The organism is Streptomyces sp. NPDC055013 (genome assembly GCF_053608645.1).
This window is the reverse complement of record NZ_JBSGVW010000017.1, coordinates 145,365-171,328: the sequence shown is the minus strand read 5'-3', so window position 1 is coordinate 171,328 and position 25,964 is coordinate 145,365. Positions and strand designations below refer to the sequence as shown.

Annotated in this window: 3 protein-coding genes and 1 pseudogene; all 4 read right to left on the bottom strand. The window is 72.9% G+C overall.

What is annotated here, in order from left to right; all coding sequences use genetic code 11:
* Nucleotides 1-48 precede the first annotated feature (48 nt).
* Nucleotides 49-6,762, bottom strand: coding sequence for a thioester reductase domain-containing protein (locus ACWGDB_RS22595; RefSeq protein ID WP_453824043.1), 6,714 nt, complete (start codon nt 6,760-6,762; stop codon nt 49-51).
* A gap of 68 nt (nt 6,763-6,830) precedes the next feature.
* Nucleotides 6,831-10,166 (bottom strand): annotated as a pseudogene (locus ACWGDB_RS22590) (type I polyketide synthase); the annotation flags it as partial.
* 59 nt (nt 10,167-10,225) lie between these two features.
* Nucleotides 10,226-24,121 carry an SDR family NAD(P)-dependent oxidoreductase gene (locus tag ACWGDB_RS22585; protein ID WP_453824042.1) on the bottom strand — a complete coding sequence of 4,632 codons (13,896 nt, stop codon included), beginning with the start codon at nt 24,119-24,121 and terminating at the stop codon, nt 10,226-10,228.
* Between the two features lie 226 nt (nt 24,122-24,347).
* A complete protein-coding gene (locus ACWGDB_RS22580; protein WP_453824041.1) occupies nt 24,348-25,769 on the bottom strand; it encodes a flavin monoamine oxidase family protein in 1,422 nt (473 codons plus the stop codon).
* Nucleotides 25,770-25,964: the final 195 nt, after the last annotated feature.

The window sequence follows — 25,964 nt, the reverse complement described above, 5'->3', positions numbered from 1 at the left end:
GAGCAGCCGGGCGGCCGGCCGGGGGTGTCCGATCGGCGGACCTCACGGTCACGGGGCGGGCGGGAAGTGACCTTCCTCGACGAAGAACTCCACGTACCTGGCGAAGAGTTCGCGTGTCAGCGGCGGGCAGGTGATGTCCGTGCCGACGAGGGCCGCCTCGGTCTCGGTCGTGTCGATGGGCGGATAGAAGCCGTCGGTGTCGGACGTCATCATCTCGAACGCGTGCAGCAGCGGCAGCAGGGCGTTGTCCCGGTCGGAGCGCACCGCTGCGCTCCACCGCTCCCGGTCCGTCTCGTCGAGGCGGTACCCGAGTTCACGCAGATACGCCACGCAGTCGGCGAGGCTCAGCGAGCTGCGGTTGAACAGGTGGAAGGTGCCGCCGGCCGGCTCGCGCTGTGAGATGCCGACGATGGCGGCGCTGACGTAGTCGACGGGCAGCAGATGGAAGCGGCCGTCGACACCGGTCGGCGTGGCCTGTGCCTGGAGGAGGCCCTTGAGGCTGAGCCAGACGAAGTCGCGGGTCTGGCAGGCCCCGTTGCGGGTGTCGCCGGAGATGACGTCGACGCGGTGCACGGACACCGGCAGACCCCGGTCCCGGGCGAGGCCGACGAGTTGTTCGGCGACCCACTTGGACTGAAGGTAGCCGCTCGGCAGCGCCTCGGCGGGGCCGGTCGGGTCGGTCACCTTCAGGGGGACACCGGGCGTGACCGGGCCGTCGAAGACACCGACCGTGGAGACGTAGTGCACCGGGACCGTGCGGTGGCGGGCCGCCAGGCGCAGGATCTCCCGGGTGCCGTGGACGTTGGCGTCGCGCAGTGCCTCGTAGGGATGCAGCCAGTGCACGGTGGCGCCCGCGTGATAGACCGCGTCCACGGTACGGGCGAGGTCGTCGAACACCTCCTCGGTCAGGCCGAGCCGCTCGTCTGCCAGGTCACCGGCGCGGACCCGCAGCCGGCTCTCGTCCACGTCGTCCCAGACGCGGTACCAGGTCAGGCTGGAGCGCAGCCGCTGGTACGCCGTCTCGTCGTCGGCGCCGCGCACCAGGCAGTGCACGCGAGCGGTCGTGGTGCGCATCAGATCGCGTACCAGGAACGCGCCGAGGAACCCGCTCGCGCCGGTGACCAGGAGGTCGGACGGGTCGGTGACCGTGCTGACCACCTCGGCCGCGGGGCGGATGTCGGCGGGCAGGTGGAGGTCGGCCGCGTAGTCCACGGCGGGGGCCGCCGTGGACGGCTCGGTCGTGTCCCGGGTGGTCGCGAGGAGTTCGGTGCGCAGGTGTGCCGCGAGGGCCCGGGGGGTCGGATGGTCGAAGACCAGGGTGGCCGGCAGCCGCCGGTCGGTGAGCGTGGCGAGCCGGTTGCGCAGTTCGACCGAGGTGAGGGAGTCGAAACCGCTGCTCTGCAGCGGGCGTTCGGGGTCCGTGCCGGTGGTGTCGGTGCGGCCGAGGACCCGGGCGATCTCGGCCAGTACGGCGTCGAGGACGATCGTAAGCTGCTCGTCCTCGCCGAGTCCGGTGAGCCGGTCGGCGAGCGCGGGCCCCGCGTCGGCCGCGCCGCGCGCAACGGCACGGGTCGGCACGCGCACCAGGGACCTCAGCAGTACCGGAACCTGCGGCTGGCGGCGCAGGACCGGGATGTCGAGGGGCGTGGCCACGAGGTACGGCCGACCGGTGTCCAGGGCGAGGTCGAAGAGGGCCGTGCCCAACTCCTGGGGGACGGTGCGGAAGCCGCTGCGGGCGATCCGCTTCAGGTCCGTCTCGCTCAGACCGCCCGTCAGCCCGGTCGCCTGCTCCCACAGGCCCCAGGCGATGGACGTTGCGGGCAGCCCCGAGGCCGCGCGGTGCTGGGCGAGGGCGTCAAGGTGGGCGTTGGCCGCGGCGTAGGTGGACTGGCCGGGTCCGCCGACGGCGGCGGCCACGGACGAGAAGAGCACGAACGCCGTCAGGTCGGCGTCCCCGGTCAGCTCGTGCAGGGCCCAGGCCGCGTCGGCCTTGGGTCGCAGCACGGCGTCGAGCCGCTGCGGCGTCTGCGAGCCGATGACGCCGTCGTCGAGGACACCGGCGGTGTGGACGACGCCGCGCAGCGGGTGCTCTGCCGGCACCGACGCCAGGACGCGCGCGAGGGCGGTGCGGTCGGCCACGTCGCAGGCGGCCACGGTCACGGACGCGCCCAGGGCCTGCAGTTCGGAGCACAGGTCCGTGGCGCCGGGGGCGTCCGCGCCTCGCCTGCTGAGCAGCAGCAGGTGGCGGACGCCGTGGTCCGTGACCAGGTGACGGGCGAAGTGGGCGCCGAGCGATCCCGTACCGCCGGTGACCAGGACGGTGCCGTCGGGGTCCCACACCGCGCGGGGGCCGGCGGTTGCGGGCTCCGGGAGCGGGGTGCGCAGCAGGCGCGGTACGTGGATCCGGAGCGCGCCGCCCGGGGCGGTCCCACGGATCGCGGCCTGCGGTTCGCCGGAAGCGACCACGGCGGAGAGCGCGTCCGGGGCGGAGGCCTGGGCGGTGTCCACGTCCACGTCCACCAGGACGATCCGTCCCGGTGTCTCCGACTGCGCTGAGCGCAGCAGTCCCCACGCGGCCGCGGCGGCGGGGTCGGTGACGTCCTCGTCGCCGGTGACGGCCACGGCGCCACGGGTCACGACGACCAGCGGAGCCGCGGCCAGGGTCTCCTGGGCGAGCCACTCGCGGGCCCAGGACAGTGCCCGGCCCACGGTGTCCCTTACGGCCTCCTCCGCGGCCGACCCTGCCGGTGCGGTCAGGTCGAGGCGTACGGCCCCGACGCGCTCACCGGCAGCCGTGGCGGCGGCGACCCCGGCCTGTACGTCCGGATGCTCGGCGGAGCCGAGGGTCAGCCAGTTCAGGGACGCGGCGGGCAGGGGCCGGGGAATCCACTCGACGTGGTGGAGTGCGTCGCGGTGCCGGGAGCGGGCGGCCCGCAGCGCTTCGGCACGGACGGGGCCGACGGTTACGGCGTCGGCCACCGCGACGGGCTGTCCGGCCGGGTCGGTGAGGCGTACCGCGTAGGTGTCGTCGGTGCCGGGGAGCGGGGCGAGGTGGACGCGCAGGGTGTCCGCGCCGGTGGCGTACAGGCGCAGGCCGCGCCAGTGGGTCGCGGCGTGCGGCAGGCCGGGCAGTCCCGTGGCGTACAGCGGTTGCAGGGCCGCCTCCAGCAGCGCCGGGTGGAGACCGAATTCCTCGGCGCGGGTGTCGGCGTCGGAGGCCAGGGCAACCTCGGCGAACAGCTCACCGCCACGCCGCCACATTCGGGTGAGGCCTCGGTATGCGGGCCCGTAGTGCACACCGGCGGCGGTGAAGCGGTCGTACAGGGCGGACGGGGCGTCTGGGGCGCCGGTGCCGGCCGATGCGCCGCCGGTGCGCGGTTCTGCGGCGGTGGCCGGTTGGGCGCCGGCGGGCGGCTCGATGGCGGGGACGGCCGGTTCGTCGCCGGTGAGCGGCTCGCCGGCGGTCGTAGGCTCGACGCCTGTGTGTGTCCCGACACCGCCGAGCGACTCCCCGCCCGTGAGCGGCTCGGCGTCGCTCGGCGGCCAAGGAGTGTCCGGCTCGGTGTCCGCCGGGGCGACGAGCGGGTTCTCGGTCAGCAGTCCGTGCGCGTGGCGCGTCCAGGACGCGTCGGCGTCGTCCGGCCTGGCGTGGACGGTGAGGACGCGTCGGCCGTCGGTGTCCGGTTCGCCGACGCGGACCTGGAGGTGCAGGGCCCCGTCACGGGGCAGCACCAGCGGCGTGTCGACGACGAGTCCGTCCACGGCGGTGCAGCCCGTCTCGTCTCCGGCCCGGACGGCCAGTTCGGCGAGGACCGTGTTCGGTACGACGGTCTCCCCGGCGACGGTGTGCGCGGCGAGGAGCTGGTTCGTGCGGGCTGACAGACGGGCCGTGAACAGCGCTTCGTCGCGGTCACCGGGGAACAGCGCGGCGCCGATGAGGGGATGGTCGGTGCTGTCCAGTCCGAAGCCACCGGCGTCACGGCTGCCGGCAGCGAGCACGTCGGCCCAGTACCGCTGGTGGCGGAAGGCGTAGGCGGGCAGCGGGACCCGGCGGGCTCCGGTGCCGTCGAAGAACGCCTCCCAGTCGACGGACACACCGCGCGCGTGCAGGGTTCCGATGCCGTCGACCAGCGCGGACGGTTCGTCCCTGTCGGGGCGTTGGAGAGCATGTACGGCGGCGTCGTCCCGGTCGGCGAGGACGGTCCGGGCGAGGGCGGTGAGGACGCCGCCGGGGCCAATCTCGACGACAGTGCGCACACCTTGGTCGTACAGGGTGTCGACGGCGTCGGCGTAACGGACCGCTTCCCGGACCTGGGTCACCCAGTAATCCGCCGACCGCAGATCCTCACCCACCGCCAACCGCCCCGTCACCGTCGACACCACACCCAACCGGGCCGCGTCGTACCGCACCTCCTTCGCCACCGAACGGAACTCCTCCAACATCGGCTCCATCAACGGCGAATGAAACGCATGCGACACCTCCAACCGACGCACACGCCGACCCGACAACCCGACCAGAACCTCCTCCACCGCATCCCCAGCACCCGACACCACCACCGCCGACGGCCCATTCACCGCCGCCACACCCACCACATCACCACGACCACAACCACCGATCGCGGTCCGGACCTCCCCCTCAGAGGCCTCCACCGCGACCATCACACCCCCCACCGGCAACCCCTGCATCAACCGAGCACGAGCCACCACCAACCGACCCGCCTCACCCAGACCCACCACCCCCGCCACATGAGCCGCCACCAACTCCCCCACCGAATGACCCGCCACAAAATCAGGCCGCACACCCCACGACTCCACCAACCGGAACAACGCCACCTCAAACGCAAACAACGCCGGCTGCGTCCACCCCGTCTCCCCCAACACCGACGCATCCGCCCCGAACAACACCCCCCTCAACGACCCACCCAACAACGGATCCAACACCCCACACACCTCATCCAACGCCCCCGCAAACACCGGAAACGCCTCATACAAACCACGACCCATCCCCACCCGCTGAGCACCCTGACCCGAAAACACCACAGCCAGACCACCGGGGCGGGAAAGGGCCCCGACGCTCGCGGGCGGCGCGCCCGATTCGGCGGCGAGGTGCTGGAGGGCGTCGGCCAGTTCGTCGCGGCCGGATCCGGTCAGGACGACGCGGCGGTCGTGCAGGGTTCGCGTGGTCGCGAGGGAGTAGGCGAGGTCGCTGGCGGACTGCTCGGGGTGGGCGGCGACATGCTGGTGCAGCCGCTGGGCCTGGGCGCGCAGGGCGTCGTCGTCCGGGGCGGACAGGAGCCAGGGCACGGCCGGGAGCGTCCGGCCCGCCGGCGCCGGAGCAGCGGCCTCCGCTGCCGGTGCCTCCTCCAGGATGACGTGGGCATTGGTGCCGCTCACGCCGAACGCCGAGACGGCGGCACGGCGCGGTGCCGATGCCCGGGCGGGCCACTCGCGGGCCTCGGTCAGCAACTCGACCGCGCCGGAGCTCCAGTCGACCATGGGTGTGGGCCGGTCGACGTGCAGGGTCCTGGGCAGCACTCCGTGCCGCATGGCCTGCACCATCTTGATCACGCCGCCCACGCCCGCCGCGGCGACGGTGTGGCCGATGTTCGACTTCAGGGAGCCGAGCCACAACGGCCGCTCACGGTCTCGGCCGTAAGTCGCCAGCAACGCCTGCGCCTCGATCGGATCACCCAGCCTCGTCCCCGTACCGTGCGCCTCCACCGCATCCACGTCGGAGGGGGCGAGACGGGCGTTCTCGAGGGCCTGGCGAATGACGCGCTCCTGCGACGGGCCGTTGGGCGCCGTCAGACCATTGGAGGCACCGTCCTGGTTCACGGCGCTGCCGCGTACGACCGCCAGCACCCGATGCCCGTTGCGCACCGCGTCCGACAACCGCTCCACGACCAGCAGACCCACGCCCTCCGACCAGGAGGTGCCGTCGGCGGCGGCCGCGAACGACTTGATCCGCCCGTCGGGGGCGAGTCCGCCCTGGCGTGAGAAGTCGACGAATCCACCCGGGGTCGCGGTGATCGTCGCACCCCCGGCCAGCGCGAGGGTGGACTCCCCACGACGGACCGACTCCACCGCGAGGTGAAGGGCGACCAGCGACGAGGAGCAGGCGGTGTCGATCGAGACAGCCGGGCCTTCGAGTCCGAAGGTGTAGGCGATACGGCCGGAAGCGACACTGCTGAGCTTTCCGGTCATGAGGTGGCCCTCCAGCTCGGCCGGGCCTTCGAGTCCGAGATAGCTCTGCTCGATCACGCCGGCGAAGACGGCCGTACGGCTGCCGCGCAGCGTGGCGGGGTCGATCCCGGCGTCCTCGAACGCCTCCCACGCCGTCTCCAGGAGGACGCGCTGCTGGGGGTCCATGGCGCGGGCCTCGCGGGGCGAGATGCCGAAGAAGTCGGCGTCGAACAGGGCGGCTCCGTCGAGGAATCCGGCATCCCGGGTGTACGACGTGCCGGGCTCGTCGCGGTCCGGGCTGTACAGGGCGTCGAGGTCCCAGCCGCGGTCCGTGGGGAACGGGCTGATGGCGTCGCGGCCTTCTGCGGCGAGGTGCCACAGGTCGTCCGGTGACGCGACGCCGCCCGGGAAGCGGCAGGCCATGCCCACGATCGCGACCGGTTCGGTGGCGGCCGACTCGAGCGTCTCGATGCGCTCGCGCGCCTTCTGCAGGTCGGCGGTGACCCACTTCAGGTAGTCGACGAGCTTCTGTTCCTTGGTCTGGGCCTGCTCCTGCGCGCGGGACATGTCAGCGGACATGCGGAATCAGTCTCTCCTCGGTACCTGAAGGGTGGGTGGTGCGGGGCGGGGCGGCGGGACGCTCGGCGTCAGTCCGCGGCCCGGCCGAGCTGTGTGTCGATGAAGTCGAAGATCTCGTCCGCGGACGCGTCCTTGAGATCCGCAACAGCGGCCTCGGCGGCGGACGGGAACGGTGCGTCGGCCGGTCCCGCGAGGCGGTCGGCCAGCGTCCGCAAGCGCTCGGACAGCGCCACGCGGTTCTCGTCGGGGTGCGAGCCGGCCACCGCCAGAGCGTCCACGGATGCCTCCAGCCGGTCCAGTTCCTCATTCGCGGTACGGGCCGGCGCGCCACCGGAGCCCGGGCCCGGTGCGCCCGCCTGCGTCTGGACGTAGGAAGCGAGCGCGGCGGGGGTCGGATGGTCGAAGACGACGGTGGCGGGCAGCGGGAGACCCGTCTCGGTGCCCAGCCGGTTGCGCAGCTCGACGCCGGTCAGGGAGTCGAAACCGAGCTCCTGGAAGGGGCGGTGCGGCACGACGGCCGACGTGTCGGGGTGCTTGAGCACCTTGGCGACCAGTTCCGTGACGAGGGCCAGGAGATATTGCTCTCGCTGTGCCTCGCTCAGCGGTGCGAGCCGCTCGGCCAGAGGCACGACCCGGGGTGCCTCCTCCTGGACTTCGGGCGTGGCCGGCACGGCGGGTCCCGTGCGAGCCCTGTCGACGGCGACTTCGTCGAGCCAGTACCGCTGGTGCTGGAAGGCGTAGGTGGGCAATGGGACCCGGCGGGCTCCGGTGCCGTCGAAGAACGCCTCCCAGTCGACGGACACACCCCGCGCGTGCAGCGTGCCGAGCGCTTCGACCAGGGTCTCGGGCTCGGGGCGTCCCGCGCGGGTGGCGACCGTGGCGGTCAGGGCGTCGGGGTCACGGACAGCCTGGGCGGCGAGGGCGGCGAGAACACCACCGGGGCCGAGTTCCAGGAGTGTGGTGACGCCCTCGGACTCCAGGGTGGTGACGGCGTCGGCGTAACGGACCGCTTCCCGGACCTGGGTCACCCAGTAATCCGCCGACCGCAGATCCTCACCCACCGCCAACCGCCCCGTCACCGTCGACACCACACCCAACCGGGCCGCGTCGTACCGCACCTCCTTCGCCACCGAACGGAACTCCTCCAACATCGGCTCCATCAACGGCGAATGAAACGCATGCGACACCTCCAACCGACGCACACGCCGACCCGACAACCCGACCAGAACCTCCTCCACCGCATCCCCAGCACCCGACACCACCACCGCCGACGGACCATTCACCGCCGCCACACCCACCACATCACCACGACCACAACCACCGATCGCGGTCCGGACCTCCTCCTCAGAGGCCTCCACCGCGACCATCACACCCCCCACCGGCAACCCCTGCATCAACCGAGCACGAGCCACCACCAACCGACCCGCCTCACTCAGACCCATCACCCCCGCCACATGAGCCGCCACCAACTCCCCCACCGAATGACCCGCCACAAAATCAGGCCGCACACCCCACGACTCCACCAACCGGAACAACGCCACCTCAAACGCAAACAACGCCGGCTGCGTCCACCCCGTCTCCCCCAACACCGACGCATCCGCCCCGAACAACACCCCCCTCAACGACCCACCCAACAACGGATCCAACACCCCACACACCTCATCCAACGCCCCCGCAAACACCGGAAACGCCTCATACAAACCACGACCCATCCCCACCCGCTGAGCACCCTGACCCGAAAACACCACAGCCAGACCACCACCAGAGGGGTTGATCGGGGTCAAGTGGCTCAGCCCGTTGAGGAGTTCGGTGGAGCCGGCGGCCACGACCGCTGTGCGGTGCGGCAGCGCGGCGCGCGTGGTGGCCAGGGAGTAGGCGATGTCGAGCGGGTCGGGGGCGCCGGGGGTCGAGGCGAAGGCGTGGAGTCGCTCGGCCTGAGCGGTGAGTGCCTGGGGAGTGCGCGCGGACAGGATCCATGGCACTGCGGGCAAAGTGCGCTCGCCGTTGGTGTCGGCGGGCGGGGAAGCCGGGGCCTCCTCGATGATCACGTGGGCGTTGGTGCCGCCGAATCCGAAGGAGGAGACGCCCGCACGGCGCGGTTCGCCGTCGCGCGCGGTCCAATCGCGTGCCTCGGTGAGCAACTCGACCGCACCGGTGTCCCACTCCACGAACGGCGAGGGCTCTTCGGCGTGCAGGGTCTTCGGCAGCACACCGTGCCGCATGGCCTGCACCATCTTGATCACGCCACCGACACCCGCAGCCGCCTGCGCGTGCCCGATGTTCGACTTCAACGAGCCGAGCAGCAGAGGACGTTCACGGTCCTGGCCGTACGTAGCCAGCAACGCCTGCGCCTCGATCGGATCACCCAACCGGGTTCCCGTGCCATGTGCCTCCACCGCATCCACGTCAACGGCGGACAGTCCGGCCGAAGCAAGCGCCTGCCGGATCACCCGCTCCTGCGACGGACCGTTCGGCGCCGTCAGACCATTCGAAGCACCGTCCTGGTTCACCGCGCTGCCCCGCACCACCGCCAGCACCCGATGTCCATGGCGCACCGCGTCCGACAGACGCTCGACGACGAGTACGCCGACTCCCTCGGACCAGGCCACACCATCGGCCCCGGCGCCGAACGACTTGCACCGCCCGTCCGGCGACAGGCCTCGCAGCCGGGAGAACTCCAGGAAGGCCACCGGTGTCGACATCACCGTGACGCCGCCGGCGAGGGCGAGCGAGCACTCGCCGTTGCGCAGCGCGTTCACCGCGAGGTGCAGGGCGACCAGCGAGGACGAGCAGGCCGTGTCGACGGAGACCGCCGGGCCCTCGAAGCCGTAGGTGTAGGAGAGCCGGCCGACGGCGATGCTGCCGGCGCTGCCGCTGTACAGGTAGCCCTCGAAGTCCTCCGGGGGCAGGTGGGGGCGTGAGCCGTAGTCGTTGTACATCTGGCCCGTGAACACGCCGGTGTCCGAGCCGCGCAGCGCGGTGGAGTCGATGCCGGCGTGTTCGAACGCCTCCCAGGCCGTCTCCAGCAGCAGCCGCTGCTGCGGGTCGATCGCCATGGCCTCGCGCGGCGACATCCCGAAGAAGGCCGGGTCGAACTGGTCGGCGTCGTGCAGGAATCCGCCTTCGCGGGCGTACGAGGTGCCTGTGCGGTCGGGGTCCGGGTCGTAGAGGCCGTCCACGTCCCAGCCCCGGTTTCCGGGGAAGCCGCCGACGGCGTCGGTGCCGTCTGCCACCAGGCGCCACAGGTCCTCGGGCGAGGACACGCCGCCGGGGTAGCGGCAGGCCATGCCGACGATCGCGATCGGCTCGCGCCGTCGGTCCTCGACGTCCCGCAGCTGCCGGCGTGCCTCACGGGCATCGGCGACGGCCTTCTTGAGGTAGTCGCGGAGCTTGTCCTCGCCCGCCATGGTGTGTCAACTCCCGTGTGTCGTGTGGTGATCGGTGCCGTTGTGGGCGTTGGTGGTCAGTTCAGTTCGTCGACGAGGGCGAACAGTTCCTCGTCCGTGGCCGAGTCCAGGTCCTCGTCCGGGTCGTCGCCCAAGTCGTCGCTCAAGTCCTGGTCCGACGTCCCGGCCGCGCTGTCGGCGGCGTCGAGGAGTTCCCGGAGGCGGGCGGTGATCCGGCCGTGGGCGGACGCGTCGGCTGCGGCCATCTCGATGGCGGCTTCGAGCCGGGCCAGTTCCGCGAGCACCGGCTCGTCCGGTGAGGTCTCCTCGACGGTGAGCCGGTCGCCCAGGTACGTGGCGAGCGCCCTCGGCGTGGGCTGGTCGAAGACCAGGGTGGTCGGCAGCCGCAGTCCCGTCTCGGTGCCGAGCTGGTTGCGCAGTTCGACGGCGGTCAGGGAGTCGAAGCCGAGTTCCTGGACGGGTCGGTCGGCGTCGATCGCGGTGTGGTCGGCGTGTCCGAGTACGGCGGCCACCCGGCCCCGTACGAGATCCACCAGGGCCCGTTCACGGTCGGTCGCGGACAGGACGGCGAGTCGCTCGGTGAGCCCCTGGCCCTCGGTCCGGCCGGCGGGGACGGTGTCCGTGGCGGCGGCGCGACGGGTCCTGTTGGCGCGGACGAGTCCGGAGAGGAGAGGCGGTACCTGGTCGCCCAGGGCGCGGATCGCCCGGGTGTCGAGCCGGGTGACGGCGAGGGTGCTCTCTCCGGTGGCCGGGGCGGCGTCGAAGAGGGCCATCGCGTCGTCGGTGGCCAGCGGCAGCAGCCCGGACCGGGCCAGGCGGCGCAGGTCCGCTTCGGCCAGGTGGCCGGTGATGGTGCTGGTCTCCTCCCAGAGGCCCCAGGCGAGGGAGGTCGCCGGGAGTCCCGCGGCTCGGCGGTGGGCCGCCAGTGCGTCCAGGAAAGCGTTGCCCGCCGCGTAGTTCGCCTGGCCCGCCGTCCCCAGCAGGCCCGATACGGACGAGTACAGAACGAACGCGCCGAGCCTCATCTCCCGGGTCAGCTCATGCAGGTGCCACGCCGCATCCACCTTCGGACGCAACACAGAATGCAGTCGGTCGGCCGACAACCCCTCCACCGTCACGTCGTCCAGCACACCCGCCGTATGCACCACACCCGACAGCTCACCCACCTCGGCCAGCAGCGCAGCCAGAGCGGACCGGTCCGACACATCACACGCGGCCACCGTCACCGAAGCACCCAAGGCCTCCAGCTCCGACCTCAGTTCCCCCGCGCCGGCCGCCAGCTCACCTCGCCGGCTCACCAGCACCAGCGACCGCACACCGTGCACGACGACGAGGTGCCGGGCCGCGACAGCGCCCAGCCCACCGGTGCCACCCGTCACGAGCACCGGACCGGCACCCCACGACACCGCACCACCCTCACCCGGGACGGCACGCCGCAGTCGCGGAACCACCAATCCACCCGAACGCACCGCCACCTGCACCTCACCTGAGGCGACAGCGGTGGTGAGCACGGCCGGAGCCGAGTCGGAGTCCGGTTCGTCGAGGTCCAGGAGCTGGATGCGGCCCGGGTTCTCGGACTGCGCCGAGCGCAGCAGGCCCCACAGCGGTGCGTGCGCCAGGTCGGTGACGTCCTCTTCGGCCGCGGTGGCCACGGCGCCCCGGGTGATGACCACGAGACGGGTGTCCGCGAACCGTTCGTCCCGCAGCCACTCCTGCACCTGGACGAGGGCCCGCTGTGCCGCCTCCCGCGCGGTTTCCGGCAGCGAGTCGCCGCTGGGCGCGGAGATGTGGGATGCGAGGAGGACCCCGGGCACGGTCGCGCCCGCGTCGACGGCCCGTGCCACCTCGCCGAGGTCGGCGTAGGAGCGGACCGTGTCGGCAGGGAGGAGAAGGTCCTGTGCCTGGCCCACGACCGCCCAGGTCGAGAGGTCGGCCGTGACGTCCGTCGCGGCCGGCCTGCTCCACTCGACCCGGAGCAGGCCGTCGGCGGTGCCGGTGTCCGCGGCGCGCAGCGACTCGGCGGACAGCGGGCGCAAGGTCAGCTCCGCCACGGTGGCGACCGGTGCGCCCGAGCCGTCGGCCACCGTGAGCGCGACCGTCGTGGAACCGCCGTTCGCGGTCTCGGGGGCCGCGGCACCGGCGAGCCGGACCCTCAGCACGGACGCGCCCGCGGCGGTCGCGCTCACTCCGGCCCAGGTGAACGGGAGCAGCGGTTCGCCTTCGTCACTGACGACTCCGGGCAGCAGCGGGTGCAGCGCGGCGTCGAGCAGTGCGGGATGGAGGGTGAACCGGCGCGCCTCGGTGCGCTGTTCGTCACCGAGGGCGACCTCGGCGCAGAGGTCGTCCCCGACTGTCCACAGCCGGCGCAGGTTACGGAACGCGGGCCCGTAGGCGTAACCCCGCTCGGCCAGACGCTCGTAGGCACCGGTGAGGTCGATCTCGCGGGCTCCGGCGGGCGGCCAGACGGCGAGCGCCTCCTCAGCCGTGTCCGTGCCGGCGCGCAGAGTGCCGTAGGCGTGCAGGGTCCAGGTCCCGTCGTGGCCGGCGTCGCCGTGCGGGCGGGTGTGGATGCGCAGCGGGCGTGTCGCGTCGGTGTCCTCGGCGCCGACGGACACCTGGAGGTGTACGCCGCCGCGCTCGGGCAGCATCAGCGGTGCGGCCAGGGTGAGTTCCTCGACCGTGGTGGCGCCGAGCTGTTCGCCTGCCCGCAGGGCGAGTTCGAGCAGTCCGGTGCCGGGCACGAGCACGGTGCCGGCGACGGTGTGCTCCGTCAGCCAGGGGTGCGTGCCGCGGGCCAGACGGCCGGTGAGGACGTGTTCGTCACGGTCGGCCAGCGGGACGGCGGCGCCGAGCAGCGGGTGGTCGGCGGGTACGAGGCCGAAGCCGGCCGCGTCCGTGACCGTGGTGGGCGCGTCGAGCCAGTAGCGCTGCCGCTGGAACGCGTAGAGCGGGAGGTCGGTCCCGCGCGCGCCGGGGAAGACGGATTCCCAGCGCACGTCGGTGCCGCGTGCGGCCAGCAGTCCGAGGGCGGCGGCGAACACCTCCGTCTCGGAACGGCCCCTGCGCAGGACCGGGGCCACGACCCCGGAAGCGGCCTCCAGGGACTCGGCGGCCAGGGCGCTCAGCACGCCGTCGGGTCCGAGTTCCAGCCACTCGGTGACGCCCCTGGCCTCCAGGAGGCGTACGCCGTCCAGGAAGCGGACGGCTTCGCGGATGTGGCGGGCCCAGTAGTCGGGCGAGGCGAGCTCCGCGGCCGTGGCGAGCTCACCGGTGACGTTGGAGACGACGGGGATGCGCGGTTCGTGGAAGGTGAGGTCCGCGGCGATGGCACGGAACTCGTCCAGTACCTCGTCCATGTGCGGTGAGTGGAAGGCGTGGCTGACGGGGAGGCGCTTGACCCGGGCGCCGTGCTTCTTGAACCGGGCGGCGAGCTCGTCCACGACATCGCCGTCGCCGGAGATCACCGTGGCGCGCGGCCCGTTGACGCCGGCCACCGCCACCCGGTCGCCGTACGGCGCGAGCGCGGCGCGTACCTCGTCCTCCCCGGCCTCGACGGCCGCCATGGCACCGCCCTCGCGCGCGGCCTGCATCAGCCTGCCGCGTTCGGCGACGAGGACGCAGGCGTCGGGCAGGTCGAGGACGCCCGCGAGGTGGGCGGCGGTGACCTCGCCGATCGAGTGGCCGAGCAGGAAGTCCGGGGTGAGGCCGTGGTGTTCGGCGAGCCGGAACAGCGCGGTCTCCAGGGCGAACAGCGCGGCCTGGGTGAACGCCGTCTGGTCGAGCAGTGCGGCGTCCGCGCTGTCCTCGGCGGCGAAGAGCACCGACTTCAGCGGGCGCAGGAGCTCGGGGTCCAGGTGGGCGCACACCTCGTCGAGCGCGGCGGCGAACACCGGGGAGGCGGCGTACAGTTCGCGGCCCATGCCGAGGCGCTGGGCGCCCTGCCCGGTGAGCAGGAAGGCGGTCTTGCCACGCGGGGGTGCGGGTGCGTGCTGCGCCGTCGGGGTGGTCTCGCCGCGGCTCAGCGCGGCGAGTCCGTCGAGCAGTTCGGCGCGGTGCTCGGCGACCACCACGGCTCCGCGGCTGTGGCGGGCGCGCCGGGTGCCGAGGGACCAGCCGAGGTCGGCGAGGGACTCCTCGGGGCGGCTGTCGAGGTGGTCGTGCAGGTGCTGGGCCTGGGCGCGCAGCGCCGGCTCATCGTGCGCGGACAGCACGAACGGAACGGGCCCGGACAGCCCCGGCCGCTCTGCAGCAGCCTCCTCCGACGCCACGAACTCCTCAACCACCACATGCGCGTTGGTCCCGCTGATCCCGAACGAGGACACACCCGCACGACGCGGCACACCCTCCCGCGCCACCCACTCACGCGCCTCGGTCAGCAACTCCACCGAACCCGCGTCCCACTCCACGAACGGCGACGGCTCATCCACATGCAACGTCCGCGGCAGCACACCATGCCGCATCGCCTGCACCATCTTGATCACACCACCGACACCCGCAGCCGCCTGCGCATGCCCGATATTCGACTTCAACGACCCCAGCAGCAACGGACGCTCACGACCCTGGCCATACGTCGCCAACAACGCCTGCGCCTCAATCGGATCACCCAACCGGGTCCCCGTACCGTGCGCCTCCACCGCATCCACATCAGCGGCGGACAGACCCGCCGAAGCAAGCGCCTGCCGGATCACCCGCTCCTGGGACGGACCGTTCGGCGCCGTCAGACCATTCGAAGCACCGTCCTGGTTCACCGCGCTGCCGCGTACGACCGCCAGCACCTGGTGGCCGTTGCGCACCGCGTCCGACAGACGCTCGACCGCCAGCAGGCCCACGCCCTCCGACCAGGCCACACCATCCGCCGCCGCCGCGAAGGACTTGCAGCGGCCGTCGGGAGACAGGCCGCGCTGGCGGGAGAACTCGACGAAGACGTGCGGACTGGCCATGACGGTGACGCCGCCGGCGAGGGCGAGCGAGCACTCGCCGTTGCGCAGGGCGTTCGCCGCCAGGTGCAGGGCGACCAGTGAGGACGAGCAGGCCGTGTCGACGGTGACCGCCGGGCCCTCGAAGCCGTAGGTGTAGGAGAGCCGGCCCGACACCACGCTGGACAGGTTGCCCGCCAGCAGGAAGCCCTCGTACTCCTCCGGGCTGGCCGCGAGGCGGGACGCGTAGTCGTCGTACATGGCGCCGGTGAACACGCCGGTGTCGGAGCCGTGCAGAGCGGCGGGGTCGATGCCGGCATGTTCGAACGCCTCCCAGGCCGTCTCCAGCAGCAGTCGGTGCTGCGGATCCATGGCGGTGGCCTCGCGCGGCGGGATGCCGAAGAAGGCGGGGTCGAACCGGTCGGCGTCGTGCAGGAATCCGCCGTGCCGGACGTAGGAGGTGCCCGTGTGGGCGGGGTCCGGGTCGTAGAGGCCGTCCAGGTCCCAACCCCGGTTGCCGGGGAACGCGCTGATCGCGTCCCCGCCCTCGGAGACCAGCCGCCAGAGGTCGTCCGGCGAGGCGACACCGCCGGGGAAGCGGCACGCCATGCCGACGATTGCGATGGGGTCGTCATGGTCGGTGGTGGGCCGTGCGGTGCGGGCCGGTGCCGGGGCGGCGGTGTCCGCGATCCGGGTGAGCAGGTGGTCGACGACGGCGTCGGGCGTCGGGCGATCGAAGACGACGGTGGCGGACAGCCGCAGTCCGGTGGCGGTGTTCAGGCGGTTGCGCAGTTCGACGCCGGCCAGGGAGTCGAAGCCGCTCTCCTTGAAGGCGCGCCTGGGGTCGAGGCGGTGCGGATCGTTGTGGCCGAGGACGCCGGCCACGATGCCGCGGACCAGGTCGAGAACGGTCTCGCGGCGCCTTTCCTGCGGCAGGGCGGCGATCCGCTGCGCCCATGTGGTGCCCTCGCCGCCCGCGTCGGCCGCGCGGGCCGCCGTGCGCCGCGAGCGGGCCGGGGCCAGGTCGCGCAGGAGGGGCGAGGATTGAGCGCGCAGGGCCCGCGGTTCGAGGACCACGGGGACGCGCAGCGCGTCGTCGCCGGTCAGGGCCGCGTCGAAGAGGGCCAGGGCCTGCTCGGGGGTGAGGGTCCTGATGCCCTGGCGCGTCCAGCGGGCGAGGTCGGCGTCGCCGAGAGTGCCGCCCATGCCGTGGGTGCCGTCCCACAGGCCCCAGGCGAGGGAGGTGGCGGGGAGCCCCGCAGCCCGGCGGTGGGCCGCCAGTGCGTCGAGGAACGCGTTGCCCGCCGCGTAGTTCGCCTGGCCCGCCGTTCCCAGCAGGCCCGATACGGACGAGTACAGAACGAACGCGCCGAGCCTCATCTCCCGGGTCAGCTCATGCAGATGCCACGCCGCATCCACCTTCGGACGCATCACGCTGTGCAGCCGATCGGCCGTCAGACCTTCCACCGTCACGTCGTCCAGGACACCCGCCGTATGCACCACGCCTGACAACTCGCCGACGTCGCCCAGCAGTGCGGCCAACGCCGCCCGATCGGACACATCGCACGCCGCCAGCGTCACCGCAGCGCCCCATGCCTCCATCTCGGACCTCAACTCGCCCGCACCGGGCGCCGATTCGCCGCGTCGGCTCACCAGCACCAGCGACCGCACACCGTGCTCCATCACGAGATGCCGGGCCACCACGGCGCCCAGCCCACCGGTGCCACCCGTCACCAGCACCGGGCGGGAGCCGGAGCCCCACGACACGGCACCACCCTCACTGGACGCAGCGCGCCGCAACCTGGGCACCACCAACCCACCCGAACGCACCGCCACCTGCACCTCACCGGATGTGAGGGCGGCGGCCAGGAGCCGGTCGTCGGCGGATACGTCCGCGTCGGCGTCGATCAGGACCACACGGTCGGGGTGTTCCGACTGAACGGTGCGCAGCAGACCCCACAGCGGGGCCTGCGCCGGCTCCGGGACGAGGTCGCCGGGCGCGGCGGCCACGGCACCCCGCGTGAGCACCGCGAGGCGGGCCCCGGCCAGGCGCTCGTCCGCGAGGAAGTCCTGCACGAGGCGCAGGAAGACGTCCGCGAGGTGATGGGCGGCGGCCGCCACGTCGTCGTGTCCGTCACCGGCGAGGGCGCGCACGAGCACCACGTCGGCCGTGTCGTCCACCTGCGAGAGGTCGGACGCCTCCACGACGCGCGGTGCGTCGGCCTCGGGGGCCGTGACCGGCGTCCATTCCACGGCGTACAGGGCGTCGTGGGGCCGCGGTTCGGAGCGGAGCCGCTCCTTGGCGACCGGGCGCAGTGCGAGGGACTCCACGCTGATGACGGGCGCGCCGACGGCGTCCGCCGCGTGCAGCGCGTAGCTGCCGGATCCGCCGGGCTCGATCCGCACCCGGAGCGTGTCGGCGCCGCCGGCGTGCAGGGACGCGCCGGACCAGGCGAACGGCAGCCTGATGGTGTCCGCCGTGGTGTCGTCCTCCGCGGCGTGCAGTACGACCGGGTGCAGGAGCGCGTCGAAGAGGGCGGGGTGCAGGCCGAACCGGTCGGCGCCGTCCTTGTGCGCGTCGGGCAGGGCGACCTCGGCGTACAGCGCGTCGGCCGTGCGCCACAGACGCGTCAGGCCCTGGAAGGCCGGACCGTAGGCGTAGCCGAGTGCGGTGAGGCGTTCGTACGCGTCGTCCAGCGCGACCTCGTCGGCGCCGGTGGGGGGCCACTCCCGCAGGTCGGGTCCGGTCGGTGGGGTGCCGCCGAGGGTGCCGGAGGCGTGTCGTGTCCACACGCGCTCGGCGTCCGTGCCGTGCTCGGAGCCGCTGTCGGGGCCGGCGTGGATCTCCACGGGCCGGCTGCCGGTGGCGTCCGGTGCGCCGACGGCGACCTGGACGCGTACGGCGCCGTGCTCCGGCAACTGCAGCGGGGCTTCCAGGGTCAGTTCGTCGATCTGGTCGATGCCGAAGCGGCTCGCCGCGGCCAGGGCCAGCTCCAGGAACGCGGTGGCGGGCACGAGGACGGTGCCGGCGATGGCGTGGTCGGCGAGCCAGGGCTGGTCGGTGACGGCGAGGCGGCCGGTGAGGACCAGCCCGTCGCTTCCGGCCAGTTCCACCGAGGCGTGCAGCAGCGGGTGACCGGCCGGGTCGAGGCCCAGTCCGCGTGCGTCGAGCGGCCGTCCGGGCGTGAGCCAGTAGCGCTCCCGCTGGAAGGCGTACGTCGGCAGGTCCACGAGGCGGGCGCCGGTGTGGAAGGTCTCGGCCGCGAGCGGCGCGCCGCCCGCCCAGGCCGCGGCGATCCCGGCGAGGAAGGTCTCGCCCTCGGCGCGGGCGGACCGCAGCAGCGGGACGACGACCGCGTCCGCGTCGGCGAGGGCGGCGCGGGTCAGCGGGGCGAGGACGGCGTCGGGGCCGGTCTCGACGAACACGGTGGCGCCGTGCCGGTGGAGGGTGCGGGCGGCGTCGACGAACCGCACGGGCCGGCGAATCTGCTGCGCCCAGTACTCGGGCGAGGTCAGCTCGTCCGGGCCGGCGAGTTCGCCTGTGACCGTGGAGACGATTGGGATTCGCGGTGCGTGGAAGGTGAGGCTCTCGGCGACGGCACGGAACTCGTCCAGGACGTCGTCCATGTGCGGCGAGTGGAAGGCGTGGCTGACCTGGAGCCGACGGGTGCGGCGGCCCCGGTCGCGCCACTCTCCCGCCAGCTGCTCGGCGGCGTCCTCGTCGCCCGAGATCACGACGGAGTCGGGAGCGTTGACGGCGGCCAGGGCGACTCGGCCCGCCCTCTTCTCCAGGTCGGCGGCGAGTTCGGCCTCGGTGGCCTCGACGGCGATCATCGCGCCGCCCGCCCGTGCCGCCTCCATGAGCCGGCCCCGGGCAGCGACCAGCCTGGCCGCGTCGGCGAGGGACAGCACGCCCGCGACATGGGCCGCGGCGAGTTCACCGATGGAGTGCCCCGCGAGCAGGTCCGGTGTCGTGCCGTGGTGGGCGAGGAGCCGGAACAGGGCGACCTCGACGGCGAACAGGGCGGGCTGGGTGTAGGCGGTGCGGTGCAGCAGCGTGCCGGGCTCACTGTCCGCGTCGGCGAACATCACCGTGCGCAGCGGCAGTTCGAGGTGCTCGTCGAGAGCCGCGCACACCTCGTCGAGGGCCGCCGCGAACACCGGGTTGGCGGCGTACAGTTCGCGGCCCATGCCGGCCCGCTGGGCACCCTGCCCGGTGAACAGGAAGGCGGTGCGGCCCGCGCCGGCGGCCCTGCCGGTGACGACCTGCGCTGTCTCCTCGCCCCGGGCCAGGGCGGCGAGTCCGGTGAGGAGCGTGCCGGTGTCCGTGGCGGTGATCACGGCACGCTGAGACAGGGCGGTGCGGGTGACGGCGAGGGACGCGCCGGTGTCGGCGGGGTGCGCGCCGGTGTCGGCGGGGTGCGCGCCGCTCTCGACGACGAAGTCGTGCAGGCGCTGGGCCTGGGCGCGCAGCGCCGGCTCATCGTGCGCGGACAGCACGAACGGAACGGGCCCGGACAGCCCCGGCCGCTCAACAGCAGCCTCCTCCGACGCCACGAACTCCTCAACCACCACATGCGCGTTGGTCCCGCTGATCCCGAACGAGGACACACCCGCACGACGCGGCACACCCTCCCGCGCCACCCACTCACGCGCCTCGGTCAGCAACTCCACCGAACCCGCGTCCCACTCCACGAACGGCGACGGCTCTTCGGCGTGCAGGGTCTTCGGCAGCACACCGTGCCGCATGGCCTGCACCATCTTGATCACGCCACCGACACCCGCAGCCGCCTGCGCGTGCCCGATGTTCGACTTCAACGAGCCGAGCAGCAGAGGACGTTCACGGTCCTGGCCATACGTCGCCAGCAACGCCTGCGCCTCGATCGGATCACCCAACCGGGTTCCCGTACCGTGCGCCTCCACCGCATCCACATCAGCAGGGGTGAGACGGGCGTCGGACAAGGCGTCGCGGATGACGCGCTGCTGGGAGGGGCCGACCGGGGCGGTCAGGCCGTTGCCGGTGCCGTCCTGGTTGATCGCGCTGCCCCTGATGACGGCGAGGACGCGATGGCCGTTCCGACGGGCGTCCGACAGGCGCTCCACGACGAGGAGGCCGACCCCCTCCGCCCAGGAAGTCCCGTCGGCGGACGCGGCGAAGGACTTGGAGCGCCCGTCGCCGGCCAGGCCGCGCTGGCGGGAGAACTCCACGAACATGCCGGGCGACGACATGACGGTCGCGCCGCCCGCGACGGCGAGGTTCGTCTCCCCGGTGCGCAGCGAACGTACGGCCATGTGCAGGGCGACCAGCGACGACGAGCAGGCCGTGTCGACGGTGACCGCCGGGCCCAGCAGCCCGAGTTGGTAGGCGATGCGCCCGGACATGACGCTCGGTGTGGTGCCGGTGAGGAGATGCCCCTCGACGGTGTCGGGGGCCTCGTGCATCCGGGGCCCGTAGTCGAGGGTGGTGGCGCCCACGAACACGCCGGTACGGCTGCCCTTGAGGGTGGCGGCGTCGAGGCCGGCGCGCTCGACGGCCTCCCATGCGGTCTCCAGGAGGAGGCGCTGCTGCGGGTCCATGGCGAGGGCCTCGCGGGGCGAGATCCCGAAGAACTCGTTGTCGAACAGGGCCGCTTCGTGCAGGAAGCCGCCTTCGCGGACCGTGCTGTGTCCGCCGTGCGTGGGATCGGCGTCGTACAGGTCGGCGTCCCAGCCGCGGTCGGCGGGGAAGCCGGATATGGCGTCGCGGCCGTCGGCGACCAGGCTCCACAGCTCCTCGGGAGAGGTGACGCCGCCCGGGTAGCGGCAGGCCATGCCGACGATGGCGATGGGTTCGTGCGCCAGGTCGAAGCCCGCGCCGGGTTGGTCCTCGGCTAGGGCGTCGGTCACCGGGCCGGCGAGCAGGGTGGTGAGGTGGGCGATGAGGGCGGCCGGGGTGGGGTGGTCGAACAGCAGGCCGCTGGGCAGCTTCAGGCCGGTGACGGTGGCGAGCGCGTCGCGCAGCTCGACCGTCATCAGGGAGTCGAAGCCGAGGTCCTTGAACGCGGCGTGCGGGTCGACGCGTTGGACGTCGGTGTGCTCCAGGACGGCGGCGACCTGCTCCAGCACGAGGGCGGTGGCGTCGGGGACCGGGGCGGGCGTGGGCGCGGTGTCCTCCGCTGCCGGTCGGGCCGCGGTCACGCCGTCGATGCGCGCGGCGCCATCGGCCACGGCGGCGGCCGGGCCGTCGATCCAGTGGCGCTCGCGCTGGAAGGCGTAGGTGGGCAGCGGGACGCGGCGGCCGGGGCTGTCGGCGTGTACGGCAGCCCAGTCGACGGGTGTGCCGCGGACGAACGCGGCGGCGACGCCCGCGAAGAGGGAGCGGACCTCGGCACGCCCCGCGCGGAGCGTGGCGAGGGGGGCGGTGGCCTCGGTGTCGCCGACGCTCGCGGCGGCCGCCGCGGTCAGGACGCCGTCGGGGCCGAGCTCCAGGAGGGTGGCGGCGTTCAGGTTCTCCAGGGTGCGTACGGCGTCGAGGAAGCGCACCGGGCGGCGCACCTGCTCGACCCAGTAGTCGGCCGAGGTCCACCGGCCCGGCTCGACGGCGGTGCCGGTCACCGTGGACACGGCGGGGATCCGCGGCTCGTGGAACGTCAACTCCTCCACGACGGTCCGGAACGCCTCCAGCATCGGATCCATGAGCGGGGAGTGGAAGGCATGGCTGACCGTGAGGCGGTGGGTCCTGCGGCCCTGCGCGGCGAGGTGCTCCGCGACGGCGGTGACGCTGTCGTGCGCGCCGGAAAGCACCACGGAGCGCGGCCCGTTGACGGCGGCGACCGCCACCGGCCCCGTCTGCGCGGCGAGCAGGGGCGTCACCTCGTCCTCGGTGGCCTGTACGGCGATCATGGCGCCGCCGGTCGGCAGTTCCTGCATCAGCCGGCCCCGGGCGGCAACGAGCAGGGCGGCGTCGTCGAGCGACAGCACGCCGGCGACGTGGGCGGCGGCGATCTCGCCGATGGAGTGCCCGGCCACATGATCGGGGGTGACGCCCCAGGACGTGACGAGGCGGTACAGGGCGACCTCGACGGCGAACAGCGCGGGCTGGGTCCACGCGGTGTCGTCCAGGCCGGTCCCGGAGTCGACCACTTCGGCGAGGGGGCGGTCGAGGAGCGGGTCGAAGGCCTGGCACACCTCGTCGAAGGCGGCACGGAACACCGGGAAGGCGGCGCGCATTTCCCGTCCCATCCCGGCGCGCTGAGCGCCCTGGCCGGTGAACAGGAAGGCCGTTGTACCGGGGCGGACGGCACCCGTGACGACCTGTGCGGCGGCCCGGCCCTCGACCAGGGCGGTCAGGCCGGCGACCATCCCGGCGTGATCCTCGGCGAGGAGGACGGCACGGTGGTCGAAGACGGTGCGGGTGACGGCCAGGGACCGGCCGATGTCCTCGGGACGCGGCTCGGGTACGGCGGTCACGGCGGCACGCAGCCGGTCGGCCTGGGCGGCGAGAGCCGCACCACCACGACCGGAGACGACCCAGGGCAGGAGGGTGCCGTCGACTTCGGGGGCGGAGGGATTCGGGTTGGCCGGGGCAGGGGGGACGTCCCCCGCGGACTGCGCTTCGACCGAGGACGGTAGGAAGTCCTCCGTCTCGGGTGCGCCGGACTGCCCGGGGGCCGTACGCAGCAGGACGCCCTTCGCCTCAGCGGCAGCGGACCCCGGCGCCACCGGGCGCACCGGTCCCTCCCCCACCACCACATGTGCGTTGGTGCCGCCCATGCCGAACGACGAGACGCCGGCGATCAGCGGCCGGTCGGGGGCGGGCCAGTCGCCGGTCTCGTACTGGATCTGCAGGCCGAGGTCGGCCAGTGGGATGTCCGGGTTGGGGGTGGCGAAGTTGAGGCTGGCGGGCAGGCGTCGGTGGTGCAGTGCCAGCAGGGTCTTGATGAGGCCGACGATGCCCGCGGCGCCCTCGAGGTGGCCCACGTTGGTCTTCGCGGACCCGACGCGCAGCGGGGCGGCGTCGGCACGGGACGCTCCGAGCACTGCACCCAACGCCGCGGCCTCGATCGGATCGCCGACCGGGGTGCCGGTGCCGTGCAGTTCGACGTACTGGACCGCGTCGAGGTCGAGGCCGCTCCGGTCGTAGGCCTCGCGCAGGACCCGTTCCTGGGTCTCCTGGCCGGGCACGGTCAGTCCGGGCGTCGAGCCGTCGTTGTTGACGGCGCTGGCGTGGATCACGCCGAGGACGTCGTCGCCGTCCGCGAGGGCGCGAGGCAGCGGCTTGAGGACGACGGCGCCGCCGCCCTCGCCGCGGACGAAGCCGTTGGCGCGGGCGTCGAAGGTGTACGTGGTGCCGTCGGGAGAGAGTCCTCCGAAGCGCTCCCCGGCCACCGCGGCCTCGGCGAGGATGTTGAGGTTGACGCCGGCGACGATGGCGGCGTCGGACTCGCCGCCGCGCAGGGACTCGCAGGCCAGGTGCACGGCGACGAGCGAGGAGGACTGGGCCGAGTCGACGGTGAGGCTGGGGCCGCGCAGGCCGAGGTGGTAGGAGACCCGGTTGGCGATCACACCGCGGTTGACGCCGGTCATGGTGTGCTGGGTGACGGACCGGGCACCGTGCTGGTAGAGCAGCGCGGCATAGTCGTCGCGCAGGGTGCCGACGAAGACGGCGGTGCGGCTGCCGCGCAGGGTGGCCGGGACGATGCCGGCGTTCTCCAGTGCCTCCCAGGCCAGTTCGAGCACGAGGCGCTGCTGCGGGTCCATGACACGCGCCTCACGCGGGGCTATGCCGAAGAAACCGGCGTCGAAGCTGTCGACGTCTTCCAGGAAGCCGCCGTGGCGCAGGCCGGGTTCGGTGCCGTTGGGCGCGGCCTCACCGGTCGCGGACGTCCAGCGGTCCCGGGGTACCGGGGTGATGGCGGAGGTGCCGGTGCTGAGCAGGTCCCAGAAGGCCTCGGGACCGGCGGCTCCGGGCAGGCGGCAGGAAAGGCCGACGACCGCGATTGCCTCGCTCTGTGCACGGCGCGTCCTCATCGATTCGGACTGGTGCTGATTCGTCATCGCGCTCGACTGCCCTTTCCTGCCGAATTACCGCAAGACTGCTGAGTGGGGGATTGTTCGGCCCGATCGTAGGCAGGGTGGTCTCTCCCCCTTCTCAGTGTTCGACCTCGCTCCGGTAATTCCTCGGGGATAAAGCGAGCCGGAAAAAGAGAAGGCGCCATGACCGGGCGATGGACGGGAACCGCACTCCCCGTTTCCCACCGCCCGGTCATGGCGCTGCCGTCGGTCAGCCCGCGAGGGCGGCGGCCTGTTCCGCGGCACGGAAGCCGGACTCCAGGGCGCCTTCGACGAAGGCGCCGTTCCAGCCGCTCGCTATGTCACCGCCCGCGAACACGATGCGGCCGAACGGCTGCTGGATGTCCGGCAGCTGACGCAGGAGCTGCCCCGGCCGGCGCAGGCCCCAGCCGCCTCGCGCGTACGGGTCCTTGTGCCATTCCTTCGCCCGGTACTCGACCACCCGGGCCTCCGGCAGCAGCCCGCGGACGGCGGCGTGCACCGCCTGCCGGTCGGACACGTCGAGGGAGGGTCCGGTGAAGGCGACGAAGATGCGGCCGTCGGGCAGCTCCTTCTGCGGGATCAGCAGCAGGATGGGGGCGCCCTCCGGTGCCTGGGCGGAGACCGCCTCGGAGGTGCCCCGTACCCGCAGCCACAGCTTGGTGGCGTGCGGGACGCCGAGGCCCTCGCGGGCGGCGTCGGCGTACACCTTGGGCAGGCCGGGCTCGAAGGAGAGCGTGGACCACGTGTTGACGGGCGTGGCGAGCACGACGACCGGCGCCTGGTGGACGCGGCCGCCGCGGACCTGCACCTGGGTGAGTCCGCCGCGCTCGCGGATCGCGGTGACCGGGGAGTTGAGGCTGATGGTCGCCCCGGACTCGCGCAGCATCCGTTCCAGGACGGCGATCATGCCGCCCTGGGGCACCTGGCTCATCACCGACAGGAACCGGTCGTAGGTGCCGCCCGCGAGCTGGTACCACTGGGCGAGTCCGGTGAGGGAGCCGGTGCGGTTGCCGCCGGCGAACACGGAGGTGGCGCCGCTCACCCAGTCGTGGTCGACCCCACTCAGCTGGAGCTGGGCGATGCGGTCGGCGAGCGAGAGGCGGTCCACGGACGCCAGCAGGTCCTTGCGGTGCAGTGGCTCGTAGGGCCGCTCGAAGTACTGCTCGGAGCCGGCGTAGAAGTCGGCGAAAAGGCTGTTCAGCCGGGCGCCTGCCTCCTGCGGGGTGTGGCTGACGTAACCGTCCGGGCCGGGCATGACCATGCGGGTGGCGTGCACGTCCTCGGTGGTGGTCAGCGAGTATCGCCGCAGTTCGCGGGCCACGAGGTCCTGGCCGGGGCCGAACCAGCCGCCGCCCAGTTCGATGTGCTGCCCGGCAAGCGTGCCGGGCTCGATGCGGCCGCCGATCCGGCCGCGCGCCTCCAGGACGAGGACCTTCATGCCGCGGGCGCCCAGCTCGCGGGCGACGGTGCCGCCCGCGTATCCGGCGCCGACGACGATGGCGTCGTAGGCATTGCCGTCGGCCGCGGCGGAGGGTGCCGTCGCGGTGGCGACGCCGGCGGTGAGCGCGGTGGCGCCGGCCGCCTTCAGGAGCGTTCTTCTGGTGACGCGTCCGTGGGCGCGAGGGGTCGTGCTGTCGCCGTTCTCGGTCATGGAACACACCTTTCGCGAAGAGCGGGAATTGCAGGACGGAAAGCGCACGGGACCGGCGCAGGGAAACAGCGCACGGAATCGGTGCAGGGAATCGGTGCAGGGAAACGGTGCAGGGAAAGGGCGCAGGAAATCGACTCGCGGATTCGACGGGCGGAACCATCGCGTGGAAGCGTCGCGTGGATTCAGCGGCCGGAA